The organism is Desulfitobacterium sp. PCE1, assembly GCF_000384015.1.
GTDB lineage: Bacteria > Bacillota > Desulfitobacteriia > Desulfitobacteriales > Desulfitobacteriaceae > Desulfitobacterium > Desulfitobacterium dehalogenans.
Genome location: NZ_KB913023.1, coordinates 2,192,752 through 2,208,330, shown reverse-complemented (window position 1 = coordinate 2,208,330; position 15,579 = coordinate 2,192,752). Strand labels below are relative to the sequence as shown.

The following is a 15,579-nucleotide window of genomic DNA, read 5'->3' as shown; positions in this document are numbered from 1 at the left end:
ATAGAATAAGATTATCGGAAAACATAGTTAAATTTTTGTAAAGGAGGGCTTGTTATCCTCGAGCGCATTATTCGCGGGCTTCATGAGGATCTTTGGTCCATTGAGAAGGATTCGGATCAGTGGATTATTGCCCGTAAAGAGGAGAATGGACTGCTTTTTGCTTTTTTTAAGAAAGGTTCTCCCTTGGAAGGACCTCAGGCTTCATTCTCGGCATATCCTTCCACAAAGCATTGGGAAGCGATTATCTTATGTCCGGAAGGCTTGTCTTCCCAGGATCTAACCCAACCTTCTTTAAAAGGAATTCAAGCCTGGTTTATTGATCTACAGACAGGGTCCATTTTTGCTTCCCCGGCAACGGCCAAAAGAGAGCATTTAAATAGGGTATTATCCTATCTTGAATCCGATTCTCAAGGCTCCTCCGTGGGGGATTCTTCAGAAGTCATAAGGTCTAAGGAAGCTCAACGACGTCCGTATTTAACCTACACTCTCATCGCCATAAACCTTATTGTCTTCGCCTTGATGACCTTAGCTGGGGGCTCCACTCGAACCGGAGTTCTGATTTTATTTGGCGCTAAAGTCAATGCACTCATTATTCAGGGTGAATATTGGCGGTTATTTACAAGCATGTTCCTGCATATTGGTTTTCTTCATCTAGCTTTTAATCTTTATGCACTATGGGCTTTAGGACCTATTGCCGAAGAATTGCTGGGACGAATTCGTTATATCACGGTTTATATTCTCAGCGGAATCCTGGGTTCGGTTGCCAGTTTTCTTTTTACAGATGCTATTTCCGCCGGGGCTTCAGGGGCGATTTTTGGTATCTTAGGTGCTTTAGTGGTTTATTCCCGCCGTAAGCCCTTTCTTTGGAAATCGGGTTTTGGGAAAAGTCTGGCAGTCGTTATTTTGATTAATTTAAGCCTTGGCTTTTTTCAAACAGGAATCGATGTTTATGCCCATATGGGAGGCCTAGTAAGCGGTATGCTTTTAACTTGGATATTTTCCATGAAATAACACTGAATTGACGGTATGCAATTATCGATAAAGGACAAAATAAGTACAGAGCTCATGGTTTCTTAGCAAGGTGGTACTTACAAGACCATCGATAGTTAAGAAAACATGGGCTTTCTTTAATAAATAATCTCATACTATTGGTAAAGAATGATATAATAGTGTTTGCATGAAAATAGGTTATAAACGGTGGGGAAGGTTTATGAAACGCAACTACTTTTCTCGAGAAAAAATTCTTTATATATTCTTAATTCTATCGGCGGCTATCATCGTCGGTCGGTTATTTATGCTACAGGTTATCGATGCCTCTGAGCTCAAGGCCAAAGGGATCGAAAGAAGAACCAGTAGTGAAAGTCTGCAGCCTGAAAGGGGAAAAATCTTAGATGCTCAAGGCAATGTCTTAGCCCAAAGTATACCTGTCAAAGAGGTCTATGGGGATCCACGGGCTATCAATGATCTCATTGAGAAAGAGCAAACCAATTGGACTAAAGAAGATATAGCCGTGAAACTTAGTGAAGTATTAGGTATAGACAAAGATGCTATCCTGGAAAAACTAAATAAAGACCTGGCTTGGGTAAATATTGCCAACCATGTGAGTCTGGAAAAAACTGAGGAAATCAAGGCACTCAAGCTGCCGGGTATCGGGTTTAGCGACCAACAGAAACGTGTCTATCCAATGGATAGGTTAGCTGCATCCGTGTTAGGGATTGTGACCTTAGATGGGAAAGGGGCCGAAGGGTTGGAATCCTTTTATGATAAGGAACTCTATGGTACCCCAGGCTATTCCTCACAGCAATCTCTCCTTAATCCTTCTCAGCTTAATGAGCCTGCTATGAAAGGGGCAGATCTGCAGCTTACCTTGGAATCAACGATACAGCATCTTATTGAGCAGCAATTAGATCAGCTTTTGGAGACGACCCAAGGAAAACATATAGCCATTTTAGCTATGGATCCCATGACGGGGAGGATTTTGGGAATGGGATCACGACCTTCCTACAATCCCAATGACTATTCATCCACTCAGCCCGAAGAACGCCGCAATTTGACCATCAGTATGTCTTATGAACCCGGTTCCACCTTTAAAATCATCACGGGTGCTGCAGCATTGGAAGAGGGAACTTTGAAGCCGGATGATCTCTTTGAAGACCCGGGCTACATACAAATTGGTCCGCGTTACATAACCAACTGGGACTCCGATTTCCGACCTCATGGAGAAGTGACATTTACCAAAGGAATGATGCTCTCTTCCAATGTGGTTCTGGCTAAAGTAGGGATGAATTTAGGTAAAGAAACCTTTTATACTTACCTAAAAGCTTTTGGCTTCGGAAGCCGGACGGGGATTGATATCACCGGGGAAGAAAGCGGGCTCCTCGTCCCTCAGAATGAGGCTCGGGATATTGATATGGCCACCATGTCCTTCGGGCAGGCTAACCTGGTTACTCCCGTTCAGCTGTTAACAGCAATATCCAGTATTGCCAATGGTGGAACTCTCTACAAACCCTATATCGTTGATAAAATTACTTTTCCAGACGGAACCATTCAACAGAATAATCCGCAACCCATTCGCCAAGTTATCTCTAAATCAACGGCAGAACAGATGACAGCCGTTCTTGAAGCGGTGGTCGATGAGGGTACCGGCGGAAGAGCAAAAATCCCCGGCATTCGGGTAGCCGGCAAGACAGGAACCGCCCAAAAAGTGGATCCGGAAACCGGAGGATATTCCAAAACGGATTTTATCGCTTCTTTCGCAGCCTATGCCCCTACAGATAACCCTAAGATTGCTATTCTGATCCTCATCGATACCCCTCAGGGAGAGAGTCATCAGGGGGGAACCTTAGCAGGACCTGTTGCCAAAACGATTATCGAAGGGACACTCCAATATTATGGTATTCCTGTGTCCAGTGAAACTCAAAGTGCTGTGAGTGAGATACCGGAAATAAGCTTTGAACGCCCCGCACCGGGGGAAGTCATCCCTGAACGGACACCTTTAAAAGGGGAGACCATTGTCCCTGATTTAACGGGGTTAACCATGCGGCAGGCAGGGGAGAAACTGGCAGAAGCAGAGCTTCATTTTCATTTCTCCGGAACAGGTCTTGTTGGGGGACAAAATCCACAGCCCGGAAAGATAGTCAACGCGGGTACAGTGGTTAATGTTGAATTTTCCACCTTGGATGAAATTTTAGAACAAACAGAAGAACCGCCACCCACACCCTAAACCTTACTATAATTTCTTTGTTAAAAGGGGCATCCTATAACAAGACATAAGTTGTATGATCCAACGAAGTGGAGGAAAATTATATGAACCTTGAAATTCTTAACCAACAAATTGACGGTCTTAAAGATGAACTGATCAAAGCAGTCCAGGACTGCATCCAATTCAAAAGTGTCAAAGATATGGACCATGCTTCCCCAGGGGCTCCCTTCGGGCCCGGGATCAGGGATTGTTTGGAGTGGACCTTGAGCCTCGGCGAAAGTTTAGGATTTGATGTCAAAAATATCGATGGATATGCCGGTCAGATAGAGATGGGTGCCGGGGAACTTCTGGGCATCCTAGGGCATTTGGACGTGGTTCCAGAGGGGGATGGCTGGTCTGTCCCTCCTTATAGCGGAGCTGTTATGAATGGTCGAATATATGGTCGAGGAGCAATTGACGATAAAGGACCTACTCTGGCAGCTCTCTTCGCCATGAAAGCCATTAAAGATGCCAAAATCCCACTGAATAAGAAAGTACGCCTGATTCTCGGTACGGATGAAGAATCTGGCTGGGAAGATATGGATTATTACAAACAGAAAGAAGATATACCTGTCATAGGGTTTGCTCCGGATGCTGAATTTCCTTTGATACACGCTGAGAAAGGTATCCTCCACCTGGAATTCAGCAAACAATTCAATCCATTACCTCATCTCAGGGAAATCCAGGGAGGGGAACGGGCCAACGTGGTTCCCGATTCCTGCAGGGTTGTTCTTAATGGGTTTACTCGGGAAGATCTTTCGCAGAAGCTTTCCCATTACACTTTCCCGGAGGGAGTCACGGGAAAACTTGAGACATCTTCCGGAGAGGATGGACTGGTCCTTAGGTTTAAGGGAGTGGGGGCTCATGGCAGCCTCCCGCAAAAGGGTAAAAATGCCGTACTCCATGCTCTTCAATTCCTCGCAAGCCTGGATCTGAGCCAAGAGGAAGCTGAACTCATTCACTGGTTAAATAACAGGCCGGGAAAGGGATATTTTGGGGAAGGCTTTAATGTTGCTTTTGCTGATGAACCCTCAGGAAAACTAAGTTTAAATTTAGGTATTATGGATCTTTCCGCCCGACATATTCGCTTTGTTATAGATGTAAGATATCCTGTAACCATTAAGGAAGATCAGATCCTCAAGCCGGTTACAGCATGTGGGCAGGAGATCGGGCTGCAAATGCTAACCCTGAGCCATCAGAAGGCCCACCATGTTCCGAAGGATAGCCCTTTGGTAAAGTCTCTTTTAAAGGCTTATTCCGATGTGACAGGCCTTGAAGCTTATGCCTTTGCGATTGGAGGGGGAACTTATGCTAAGGTATTACCCCAAGGAGTAGCTTTTGGCCCCTTACTTCCAGGGGAACCGGAGGTCATTCATTGTCCGGATGAATATATGGCTATTGACAGTCTAATCCTGGCATGCAAGGTCTATGCTCAAGCGATTTTGAATCTGGCAGGAGCTTAAACTTACAACACGAAGCTGGAAGGAGGCTGAGTCTATTGAATAACGCGCAATTATCCAGCGCGAAGGATTTTTTAAAACAACTCTCGGAAAATTCCGGTGTATCAGGATATGAACAAAGTCTGGCTCCTTTAGTTCTGGAATCATTCACTCCTTTAGCCGACCACGTCCGCCAGGATTCCTTGGGTAATATTTATGCTCATAAAAAGGGGACTCAGGGACGATATAAAATTATGCTGGCAGCCCATATGGATGAAATAGGCCTCATGGTAAAAGGGATCGAGCCAAGCGGATTCATTCGTTTTACCGCAGTGGGGGGAGTGGACCAGCGCACCCTGCTTTCTCAAGAGGTTATCATACATGGCAGGAAACCTATTCTTGGGGTCATAGGCTCCATTCCACCTCATTTAATGACCACGGATGAAGAAAAAGCAGTAAAAATTGAACAGATGGGAATAGATGTGGGAATGCCCTCTGAGCAGATCAAAGAGGTCATTCAGGTAGGAGATATCATCACCCTACGGCGGAAAACCTTGGAATTGCTGAATCATGTCCTAGCCGGTAAATCCTTTGATGACCGAGCAGGAGTGGTCGTCATGAAAATATGCCTGGAAGAATTGCAAAGACTGCAGCATGTTCATGATGTCATTGCGGTCAGCACGATTCAGGAAGAACTTGGGTACAGGGGGGCAACCACCGGTGCTTATACCTTAAATCCGGATTTGGCCATTGCTATCGATGCAACTCATGCCAGCACACCGGATACCAAGGGACAAGTGGAAAGAGAGTTAGGGAAAGGGCCAGCTATTGCCTTAGGTCCTAATATCCATCCTTTAGTCTATGAAGAATTGCTTAAGGCAGCAAAAGAAGCTCGTATTCCCTATCAAATATTACCTGTTCCAGGTCGCAGCGGCACGGATGCCTGGGCTATTCAGGTGGCTCAAGCCGGTGTACCTACGGGCTTAGTGTCCATACCTTTACGCTATATGCATACCTCCGTAGAAACTATAGATATGCAGGATGTGATCCTTACCGGAAAACTGCTGGCCTATTTTATTGCCGGACTTCCTGAAGACTTGGAGGGAAGAATATGCTACTAAAGACATTATCAGAACTCAATGGTACCTCGGGAGATGAAAAGGAAATCCGCCGTACCCTTGCCACGGAATTAGAACCTTTCGTGCATTCTGCGAGTATAGACAAAATGGGCAACCTCATCGTCCAAAAGAATCCCCAGATTTCAGGTCCCAAGGTGATGATAGCTGCCCATATGGATGAAGTAGCTCTAATGGTGACCTCCATCACCAGTGATGGATTCCTTAAGTTTCAACCCGTTGGCGGTATCGATCCACGGATATTGCTCTCTAAGCCCCTAAAGATTAACGCCTTGATGGGTGTTATCGGTGCCAAAGCGATTCACCTGCAGAAACCCAAAGAGCGGGAGCAAGCCTTGAAAATCGAGCAACTGTATATTGACATCGGTGCCAAATCTAAAGAAGAAGCAGAAAAACATGTAAAGATAGGGGATTATGCCTATTTTTTTACGGAGACAGAAACCCTGGGCCAAGGATATCTAAAGGGCAAAGCCTTTGATGATCGTGTAGGCTGCGCCATACTTGCCGAACTATTAAGAAGAGATTATTCCATTAATCTCGTCGGCGCTTTCACTGTACAAGAAGAAGTAGGGCTCCGGGGGGCAACAGTAGCTGCTTACCATGTCCAGCCGGATTTTGCTATTGTTCTTGAAGGAACTGTATCTGCCCATATGATGGAAGTAGAAGAAGGGGAGTGGGTTACAGAACCGGGAAAAGGTCCCGCACTCTCCATCATGGATAGCTCCACTTTATATCGGCCGCAACTTCTCCGGCAAGTGATCGACCTTGCAGAAAAGATGGGCATTCCTTATCAATTGCGCAGAGGGCATAGCGGGGGAAATGATGCTGGAAGAATTCATTTGACCCGTGAAGGTATTCCCACCATCGCCATCAGCATTCCCTGTCGGTATATTCACTCCACAGTTTCTGTCTTGGCCGAAAAAGATATTGAGAATGCCCTGGGTTTAGTGGACGGTATCTTAAAGGCTATTCCTCACGAGTTTTCGTTCCATTGAACCCAGTCCCTGAAGGAATTAAAAGGAGGACATTCCATGCCATACGATCACAAACCTTTGGATTATACACTTTTGGAGCGATTAACCCAATGCTTTGGTCCATCGGGTGTTGAAGGAAGAGTGACATCCCTTATTGCTGAAGAAATTCGTCCCTACTGTGATGAAATAAACACGGATGCCTTGGGAAACCTTATTGCAGTACGTCGGGGAACAGGCAAAAAAATTATGATTGCAGCCCATGCCGATGAAATCGGGGTGATGATCACTCATATTGATGAGAAGGGTTTTTTGCGTTTTGCCCCTATTGGCGGTGTCTCAATTCAGGGGTTACCTCACCGCCGGGTTGAGTTTCAAAATGGAGTCATTGGAACCATCGGGGTAGAAAAACTTGAAAAACCAAGCGATTTAAAGTTGAATAAGCTCTATATCGATATCGGATCCGCATCCTTTGAGGAAAGTAAAGCTAAGGTTCAGGTAGGAGAAAGCGCTGTCTTTGTGGGAAGCTTCCACAAACAAGAAAAGCGCCTTACCTCAAAAGCTCTGGATGACAGGGTGGGATGCTTTATCGCTATCGAAGTGCTGAAACGTCTCCAAACTCTGCATGAAGTGTATTTTGTCTTTACAGTACAGGAAGAGGTGGGGGTTCGTGGTGCTCAAACCGCGGCCTTTGCCCTGGAACCCGATTTAGCCCTTGCTGTGGATGTTACCGGAACGGGGGACACCCCCAAGTCCCACCCTATGGATGTGAAGCTGGGATATGGTGCAGCGATTAAAGTATTTGACCGTTCTATGATTACCCACCCCAAGATTAAGTCCTGGATGGCTCAAACCGCTGAACAGAATCATATTCCTTATCAATGGGAGGTTCTAGAATATGGCGGTACAGATTCCGGGGCTATCCATCTGACCAAGGGAGGAATCCCTTCCGGGGTCGTGTCCATTCCCACCCGCTATATCCATAGTCCCTCGGAAACTGTGGATCAAGGGGATATTGAGGGAGCTGCACAATTGCTTCTGGCTCTCCTGGAAGGACCTGCTGAATTGTAAGCCTAACCATCATCATAAAGAGCGTAAAAGCCGGATTCCCTCCATAGAGTTGGTGGGAGCCCGGCTTTTGTTTTCGGCGTTCATTTAGAGCAATATCATACAAGAACGCCATTGCCGCCTGTGGTACACTAAATATCAGATAACTGAGAAAGGAGGATAAGTTTTATGAAACAGGAAATGAGAATCGTAAAATATGACGCTGAATTGAAAGTTGAAGCCTATCATTTTCAAGGGATTATGCAGAAGTTTCCCAACCATTTTCATGAGTATTATGTGATTGGGTTTATTGAAAAAGGTCAGAGGTTTTTATCCTGCAAAAATAAGGAATATACCATTGAGCCGGGTGATCTTCTGATCTTCAATCCCCGCGACAATCATACGTGCGAACAAATTGATGGCAAAACATTGGATTATCGCTGTATCAATATCCAGCCGGAAATTATGAGTAAGGCGGTCTTGGAAATAACAGGGAAAGAGTATTTGCCCTATTTTACCACTCAAGTCGTTTTTCATAGCGAATTGGTTTCTATACTCCGGGAGCTGCACCAAATGCTTATGGAGGAAGAAAAAGATTTCAGGAAAGAGGAACTATTCTTCTTCCTTTTAGAGCAGCTAATAGAAGAGTATACAGAGCAGACAGTACCGGCAGAAAATATAGAACTAAGCACGGAAACAAGGGCTATCTGTGAATTCTTGGAAAAGCATTACATGGAAACTATCACCCTGGCTGACTTATGCAATTTGACTGGGCTGAGTAAATACTATCTGCTTCGTTCCTTCACAAAGCAAAAAGGCATCTCCCCCTATAGCTATTTGGAAACGATACGGATTGATAAAGCAAAGAAAATGCTGGAGAAGGGGATGTTGCCAATTAACGTGGCGCTATCGACTGGGTTTACCGATCAAAGCCATTTTTCTAACTTTTTCAAAAAGTTTATAGGGCTAACCCCAAAACAATATATGAGCATTTTTAAGGATTCTCAAAGCTGATTTTTTGAATGGAAAGGGTTTTCATGGACACAAAAAAAGAGGTTCAAGGACATTTGTTGGCATTGATTACGATTTTTATTTGGGGTACAACGTTCATATCCACCAAGTTGCTTTTAGAATCAATTACACCCATTGAAATACTGTTTTTAAGGTTTGCGATTGGTTTTCTTGTCTTGCTTCTCGCTTATCCTCACAGGCTCAAGATCAGGGAAAGAACACAGGATTTATATTTCGCCGCCGCTGGTTTATGTGGGGTTACACTGTATTTCTTGCTTGAAAATATAGCCCTGACTTATACCTTCGCCTCCAATGTAGGGGTAATTGTCTCAATTTCGCCGTTTTTTACCGCCATATTTGCTCATCTGTTTTTAGATACCGAGAAATTGAGAGTGCGGTTTTTTATGGGTTTTAGCGTTGCGGTTGTCGGAATTATCCTCATCAGCTTTAACGGATGCAACAACCTGCAACTGAATCCGTTGGGAGATATACTGGGCGTTTTAGCTGCCGTGGTATGGGCCGCCTATTCTGTTCTGACAAAGAAAATAAGCGGGTTTCAATACAACACCATTCAGGCAACACGGAGAATTTTCTTCTATGGGTTGGTGTTTATGATACCCGCTTTAATCATATTTGGGTTCAAGCCAGACATAACTGAACTAACACGACCGACTAACCTATTCAATATCCTGTTTTTAGGGTTGGGGGCATCGGCGCTTTGCTTTGTAACATGGAACTCCGCGGTTAAACTATTGGGTGCAGTGAAAACCAGCGTTTATATTTATATGGTTCCCGTCATAACCGTTATTACTGCCGTTATTGTGCTTCGTGAAAGAATTACCGGAGCCTCAGTATTTGGGATTGTACTTACGTTAGCAGGATTATTGATTTCGGAGAGGAAAGGTAGGCATATCCCCGAACACGCAGGAGCGGGTAAGGCTTAGCAACACCAAATTATACTTTAAGCATAGTCACATGGCTATGTTTTTTATTTGCTGTTGTGAACTTAAGAAGTGTGACCCAAAACACAAAACCACAGCCTGTGGATGGTACAATAAGTTTAAATGTGCAGTAATGGAGGAGGCATAATGATCGATAACCCTGGCTTTGTTCTGGAACATTGTCGGAAAAATTGCAGTAAATCTGCTCAGGATTGGTCTTTTTTATACCAACAGTTAGAGCAGATTCTAAAGAGTATGGATTTGTTTTCTCATCTGAACCAGAAGTTTCCGGTGATTCATTATCATCATTTGCCGAAGATAAGCATAGCCGGTTGTCCCAACGCCTGTTCTCAGCCCCAAATCAAAGATATAGGGCTAACGGGCTTTCTTATGCCCAAGTTCACAGGGGCAAGGTGTACGGGCTGTCAAGCCTGCTGCCGTTCCTGTCAAGAAGGTGCTCTGTCTTGGCAGGGAAGGCTGGAATTTGATGAAAGTAAGTGCATTGGTTGCGGGGATTGTGTGCGCTCATGTAAAACAGGCAAAATACTTCCCGGGGAATCAGGCTGGACTCTCCATCTTGGCGGGCGTTTGGGAAGGCATCCACAATTGGCACGATTGTCCCGGGAAAAGCTCCAGACGTCTGAACTCCCCGGTATAATCGGCCGCATCCTTGAAGACTATATAGAAAATGGCCTTCCGCTGGAAAGGCTCACTCATTTTCTTGACCGCCGACAGAATCTATAAAGAGTCACAAGGAGTTTTGGCGTTCATGAATCCATCCTCTCAGCTGGTCTAAATTGCTGACAGTTATTTGTTTCTTCTCCATTTTGAGAATTCCTAAATCCTTCAGTTCACTTAATATGCGGCTTACGGATTCCCGTGCTAAACTGCACATTCCTGCCAACTCTGTTGCGGTAAGGGGAATCGTAATGAGAATTCCCTCAGGAGTCTCTTGGCCGTGGACATGAGCTAAAGCGAAGATCTTAGCTCCCAACCGAGAACGAGCATCCCCCAGAGCAATATTCTTGATTTGCCGATAAGCTCTGCGGAGATCCAAAGCCATATTTCGATAAAAAGGCAGAAGTGCGGAAGGATTTTCATTAAAGTACTGAAGTAGCGCCTTTCGATCCAAAACGAAGACATCGGAGGCCTCGGCAGTGAGTGCTGCATAAGGATATACTTTATTATCTAATATAACTTCCGGGAAAAATGCGGGAGGTTGCAGAATCCGAAAAATTTTCTCAGTAAATTCACTCATGAGCAAAATTTGGATACGGCCTTTGAGTAAAAAATAGACTGAATTACCGTCTTCTCCGGAAAAGAAAAGGAATTGCTTTGCAGCATAATGGCGAACCCGTCCATGGTCAGAACAGTACTCCCAAAACGAATCAGGCAGTCCCTGCCAGTTGGGATTGTTTTTAAATATCTCGAACTTAAGAATATTACCAGCCATACTTCCCTTCCTTTCACAAAAGTGTCATCAAAGTATTATGTATGAACAAAATTCTATATTTCCTTGAAGAAACCCTTTAAAATCGAGGAAAAAATGATTTTCTTATGAAAGTGAATCATTCCCTGATTGCCAGTTATGGTTTATAATAATGAGTAGCCGAGCCATATTTCCTACCGAATTGATCTACGGAATTTGGCCGTTTCAGAGATGCCTGAAACCAGGGTGTGTTTAGAAATGAACATGCCTTCCGCAAAGAAAAGGAGGAAACCCCATGGAGAAGATTAGAGTGCAGGATGCGATCGGATCTGTGCTTATGCACGATCTGACACAAATTATCCCCGGAAAAACAAAAGATGCTCGCTTTAGAAAAGGTCATGTTATCAAGGAAGAAGATATACCGATTCTTCTCAGTATGGGAAAAGAGCGTATTTTTGTGTGGGATCAGACTCCGGGTCTTATTCACGAAGATGAAGCAGCAGAGCGTCTGGCCAAAGCAGTGGCGGGCCCAGGTCTTTCCTTTAGTGAAACAAAAGAGGGAAAGGTCAATTTAATTGCTGAGGAGGATGGATTAATCTATGCTTCTGAAGAAGGGATCTATGCCCTCAATTCTTTAGAATATATTATCCTCGCTACCCTTCATAATCACCGTCCCGTGAAGAAAGGGCAGAAAATTGCGGGGACCAGGGTCGTTCCTCTGATGATTGATGAGAAAGTTATTGTAGAAGCCGAAGAAATCGCCCGGCAATTTAAGGAACCACTTCTTCAAATCCGCCCCCTTCAACCCAAAAAGGTTGGAGTGGTTACCACGGGAAGTGAAGTATACCATGGCCGTATCCAAGATAAATTTGGACCGGTTCTCCAAGGAAAAGTGGCCGAATGGGGCTCTGTTCTCTTGGGACAAACCTTTGCCGATGATAATGTAGAGATGATCCAAGAACGCATCCGCGAGCATATAGCTCATGGTGCAGAAATGGTCCTGGTAACCGGCGGCATGTCCGTGGATCCCGATGATTTGACCCCTACGGCGATCAAAGGTTTGGGGGGAGAGTTAGTCACTTATGGTACTCCTGTTCTTCCCGGAGCCATGCTGTTATTGGCTTACCTGAATGATATCCCGATTTTGGGATTGCCCGGCTGTGTCATGTATTCAAGAAAAACGGTCTTTGACCTTGTAGCAACACGCATTCTAGCCGGTGAGCGGCTTACTCGTCTGGAAATTGCCAAATACGGTCATGGAGGATTGTGCCTGGAGTGTCCGGAATGCACTTATCCCCATTGTTCCTTCGGAAAATAAGACGAAGAACCTTCTCTTAGCCAAATTCCCAAGCGCTTGGGAATTTGGCTAATCGTTCTTTAGGAGAATACTTTTTTAGAGATCTGCCATAAATCACTGAGGTTCCGGCAGGGAAAAACCTGGGTGCAATACCTCCTATACTCCTTCATAAGATTGTCGGGTAAAGTCCAATCCTTTTCCTCCAAAGGGTTCAACCAAAAGATATGCTTAACCTTCTCTTGGATCTCCTGCAAATATTCTGCTTGAGCAGGGCGGAAATTGTTGCGGCCATCTCCCATGATCAACACGGTTCCCTTTGTGGAAAGAGAGGGAAGAACATTCTGGGCAAAGTCATTGAAAACCTTACCATAATCTGTGAATCCAGAAGAATGCTTGCGGCCCCAGGAACGGATCTCTGCCATAGAATCACCGGTGTTTAACCATTCTTCACAGGTGATATCCCAGATTCCATCAATAAAAAGGTAAAGCCGTACTTTGCGAAACCGGGATTTGATGCGTTGGCATAAGTAAAGAAGAAATTGAGAAAAGGGAGCTACGGAATTGGATACATCGCATAGTACAATAAGCTCGGGATGCTTTAAGACATAGGTTTCATATTCAAAGCGAAAGACAGATCCATTGCCCCGAACCATTTCTTTTAGCAAAGAGGAAACCCGCAGGGTTCCACGGGAGGCTTTCTTTTTACTCAATCCTCGATGAACAGCCAATCTGTTTCCCATTTGTCTAAGGGCTTGATGGACCATCCCTTCTTCATCGGCGGTAAATGAATTCAAAGGCTTAAAACGCCAATTCACTTCACGGAGAATATCCCAGCGATTTTGGCTCTGTAAACGTTCCTGCCAAAGAACCTGGCGAATCTGACGATTCCAAAAGTCCTGATAAGCTTCGAATGTTTGCCATTGGTCCTCCGATACTTCACCCCGGTTTTTAGCCAGTTCCAAAGAATTGGACCAAGTCAAAAATCCCGATTGTCCAAGAATGAATTTAACCTGCTTCTCAAAATCAAACTCCTGAGTTTCTTCTTCCTCGATGGTACCAGGGAATCCTTTAAGCCCCATTAAATAGTGGAGATCCGGCATTTGAAAAGAGGTTGCCGAGGATTGAGAAGACTCTCTTGAGGATTTAAGGATTAGGGTGATTCCTCCTTGCCCGGTACCGATCCCTTGGTGGGAGCCATCCCCAGTGTTTCCTTGGTCCGGGCCTGTACATTGTCCAGGGGCAGTATGCTCTGAATCCGGGGAGGATGACTCTGTGGATGCCAGGAGATCATAGACCATGTCATAAAGCTGATGATCTTCCGGGCGATGGATGAAAAGAGATTTTAGCACGAGTTGTGGTGAAAGATCCGGAAACAGAGTTAAGGCCTTTAAAGCATCCTGAACTTGATCAATTGTAATAGTGATGCCCACCGAACGCAGCACATAGATGAGCTTCAGCAGTTGCCAGCCGTTGATATTGAGTCCATTCATGAATATCCCCCGCTCTGGGTTTGAGTTCTTCTGGCAGCTTCCTGTTGCCAAGCCTTTAAACGCTCTTCAAGCTTTGCCAAATCACTGGGGTATTTTAAAAGTATGGATAGGGTACCTTCCAATTGCTTCATATCGAGAGATTCCTGGCGAAGAATATGGAGAGCACGGGCGAAGTCCATACTTTCAGATACACTGGGTAATTTGCGTAAAGGAATCTTACGGATTTTGGCTACGAACTCACACACATCCTGGATTAAGGCCGTAGTAATCTCCGGACACCTTTGGGCAAGAATCCTCATTTCTTGTTCCACATCCGGATAAGCTAAGAGCAGGTGAACACAGCGTCTTCTTAAAGCTTCGGAAAGATCCCTGGTGTTGTTACTGGTTAAGAGGACCATAGGAGAATTTTTGGCCTTAAAGGTTCCTACCTCCGGGATCGTGACTTGAAACTCGGCAAGAAGTTCCAGTAAGAAGCTTTCAAATTCTTCATCACTTTTGTCCAGTTCATCAATAAGAAGAATAACGGGCTCTTCAGCAAGCACAGTTTGCAGCAATGGTCTGGCTAACAAAAATTCAGGCCCATAAATATTCTCCTTAATTTCTTCCCAGCCGGTAATTCCCACCTGTAAGCGGAGTAATTGTTTGGCATAATCCCATTCATAAAGGGCCTTATTTAAATCAAGCCCTTCATAACATTGAAGGCGGATAAGCCTGCGGCCGGTGCTGCGCGCCAGGGCCAAGGCCAGTTGCGTTTTTCCAACTCCCGCCGGTCCCTCAATAAGACAGGGCTTGCGGAGTGCAAGCGCCAAAAATAAAGTAGTCCCTTTATCCTGATTAAGGATATAGCCTTCCTGTTCTAAGGCATTCATTAATTCTAGTGGAGACCCCCACATTATTACCCCTCCTCCAGACTTTACTGACACTGCCAGAAAGTATAAACTTGCGTTATACACTTTCTAAGCATAAGGGCAACCAGCGTTTTCGCCTTTTGTGAGGAGTGAAAATATAGGATCGGCGAAACCGGGTTTTCTATAAAATTTTACACGTTTTATCAAAGATTGACAATTGAAAATAAGGGAGTTAGGATAAAGGAGACACCCCCTAGGGGTACATAGAAGTTATCTCTCATACAAATCGAAAGGCAGGTAGGATTCCATGAACAGAAAAATCGCCATCCCCACAGAAGGGGAGAATGTTAATGCCCATTTTGGCCGCAGTCAGGCTTTTACTCTCTTTGTCATTCAAGATAGCAAGGTATCCGGTCAAGAGCGGATTGATACGGCTAATTTCCAACATCAACATGAAGGAATTGCGCAGCTTTTGAAATCTAAAGGAGTAGAAACCGTAATCTGTGGAGGGATTGGACCCGGAGCCATCGCCGGATTGGAAAATGCCGGCGTGGAAGTCTTGAGAGGCGCCAATGGGCCGGTTTTGGATGTGGCGCAATCCTATGCAGCAGGGACCTTTGTATCCACCAATGCCGTATGCAGCCATAACCATGACCACGATCATCACCACCATCATGGTCATAGTAATGATCATCATCACCACAAATAATGGGATTAATCTTCAATTTA

Annotated in this window: 14 protein-coding genes and 1 riboswitch; of the genes, 11 read left to right on the top strand and 3 right to left on the bottom strand. The window is 44.8% G+C overall.

All coding sequences use genetic code 11. The features are described 5' to 3' along the window. Positions 1 to 69: 69 nt before the first annotated feature. The 9 genes from DESPCE1_RS0110940 (at position 70) to DESPCE1_RS0110900 (ending at position 10,530) form a co-directional block, all read left to right on the top strand. Positions 70 to 1,011, top strand: a complete 942-nt coding sequence (locus tag DESPCE1_RS0110940; RefSeq protein WP_172637654.1) for a rhomboid family intramembrane serine protease — start codon at positions 70 to 72, stop codon at positions 1,009 to 1,011. Between the two features lie 199 nt (positions 1,012 to 1,210). Then, a complete protein-coding gene (locus DESPCE1_RS0110935) occupies positions 1,211 to 3,223 on the top strand; it encodes a penicillin-binding protein (protein WP_019850500.1) in 2,013 nt (670 codons plus the stop codon). A gap of 83 nt (positions 3,224 to 3,306) precedes the next feature. Continuing rightward, positions 3,307 to 4,704, top strand: coding sequence for a dipeptidase PepV (pepV, locus tag DESPCE1_RS0110930; RefSeq protein ID WP_019850499.1), 1,398 nt, complete (start codon positions 3,307 to 3,309; stop codon positions 4,702 to 4,704). A 35-nt stretch (positions 4,705 to 4,739) separates the two neighbouring features. Continuing rightward, positions 4,740 to 5,801, top strand: coding sequence for a M42 family metallopeptidase (locus DESPCE1_RS0110925; protein WP_019850498.1), 1,062 nt, complete (start codon positions 4,740 to 4,742; stop codon positions 5,799 to 5,801). After that, positions 5,792 to 6,811 carry a M42 family metallopeptidase gene (locus DESPCE1_RS0110920; RefSeq protein ID WP_014794058.1) on the top strand — a complete coding sequence of 340 codons (1,020 nt, stop codon included), beginning with the start codon at positions 5,792 to 5,794 and terminating at the stop codon, positions 6,809 to 6,811. Before DESPCE1_RS0110925 ends, DESPCE1_RS0110920 begins: the two co-directional genes overlap by 10 nt. A gap of 36 nt (positions 6,812 to 6,847) precedes the next feature. Next, positions 6,848 to 7,858 (top strand): M42 family metallopeptidase, encoded by a 1,011-nt coding sequence (locus DESPCE1_RS0110915; RefSeq protein ID WP_019850497.1) that lies wholly within the window; start codon positions 6,848 to 6,850, stop codon positions 7,856 to 7,858. A gap of 165 nt (positions 7,859 to 8,023) precedes the next feature. Next, positions 8,024 to 8,848, top strand: coding sequence for an AraC family transcriptional regulator (locus DESPCE1_RS0110910; RefSeq protein WP_019850496.1), 825 nt, complete (start codon positions 8,024 to 8,026; stop codon positions 8,846 to 8,848). Between the two features lie 23 nt (positions 8,849 to 8,871). Further along, positions 8,872 to 9,789, top strand: coding sequence for a DMT family transporter (locus tag DESPCE1_RS0110905; RefSeq protein ID WP_019850495.1), 918 nt, complete (start codon positions 8,872 to 8,874; stop codon positions 9,787 to 9,789). A 144-nt stretch (positions 9,790 to 9,933) separates the two neighbouring features. Then, entirely contained in the window at positions 9,934 to 10,530 is a 597-nt protein-coding gene (locus DESPCE1_RS0110900; protein ID WP_019850494.1) for a 4Fe-4S dicluster domain-containing protein, read from the top strand. Between the two features lie 4 nt (positions 10,531 to 10,534). On the opposite strand, the gene DESPCE1_RS0110895 is transcribed toward DESPCE1_RS0110900, so the two are convergent. Further along, positions 10,535 to 11,239, bottom strand: coding sequence for a Crp/Fnr family transcriptional regulator (locus DESPCE1_RS0110895; protein WP_014794053.1), 705 nt, complete (start codon positions 11,237 to 11,239; stop codon positions 10,535 to 10,537). A 142-nt stretch (positions 11,240 to 11,381) separates the two neighbouring features. Further along, positions 11,382 to 11,518, top strand: a riboswitch (molybdenum cofactor riboswitch). Between DESPCE1_RS0110895 and DESPCE1_RS0110890 the strand changes: the two genes are divergently transcribed. After that, complete coding sequence (locus DESPCE1_RS0110890; RefSeq protein ID WP_019850493.1) at positions 11,511 to 12,533, top strand: molybdopterin-binding protein; 1,023 nt, start codon at positions 11,511 to 11,513, stop codon at positions 12,531 to 12,533. It overlaps the preceding riboswitch by 8 nt. A gap of 59 nt (positions 12,534 to 12,592) precedes the next feature. Here DESPCE1_RS0110890 and DESPCE1_RS0110885 read toward each other — a convergent pair whose 3' ends face one another. Together DESPCE1_RS0110885 and DESPCE1_RS0110880 are read right to left on the bottom strand one after the other, a co-directional pair. Further along, complete coding sequence (locus DESPCE1_RS0110885) at positions 12,593 to 14,002, bottom strand: VWA domain-containing protein (RefSeq protein ID WP_019850492.1); 1,410 nt, start codon at positions 14,000 to 14,002, stop codon at positions 12,593 to 12,595. Continuing rightward, positions 13,999 to 14,895, bottom strand: coding sequence for a MoxR family ATPase (locus DESPCE1_RS0110880; RefSeq protein WP_014794050.1), 897 nt, complete (start codon positions 14,893 to 14,895; stop codon positions 13,999 to 14,001). The genes DESPCE1_RS0110885 and DESPCE1_RS0110880 overlap by 4 nt, the downstream gene beginning before the upstream one ends. Positions 14,896 to 15,157: 262 nt before the next feature. Between DESPCE1_RS0110880 and DESPCE1_RS0110875 the strand changes: the two genes are divergently transcribed. After that, positions 15,158 to 15,559 (top strand): NifB/NifX family molybdenum-iron cluster-binding protein, encoded by a 402-nt coding sequence (locus tag DESPCE1_RS0110875; protein ID WP_019850491.1) that lies wholly within the window; start codon positions 15,158 to 15,160, stop codon positions 15,557 to 15,559. Positions 15,560 to 15,579: the final 20 nt, after the last annotated feature.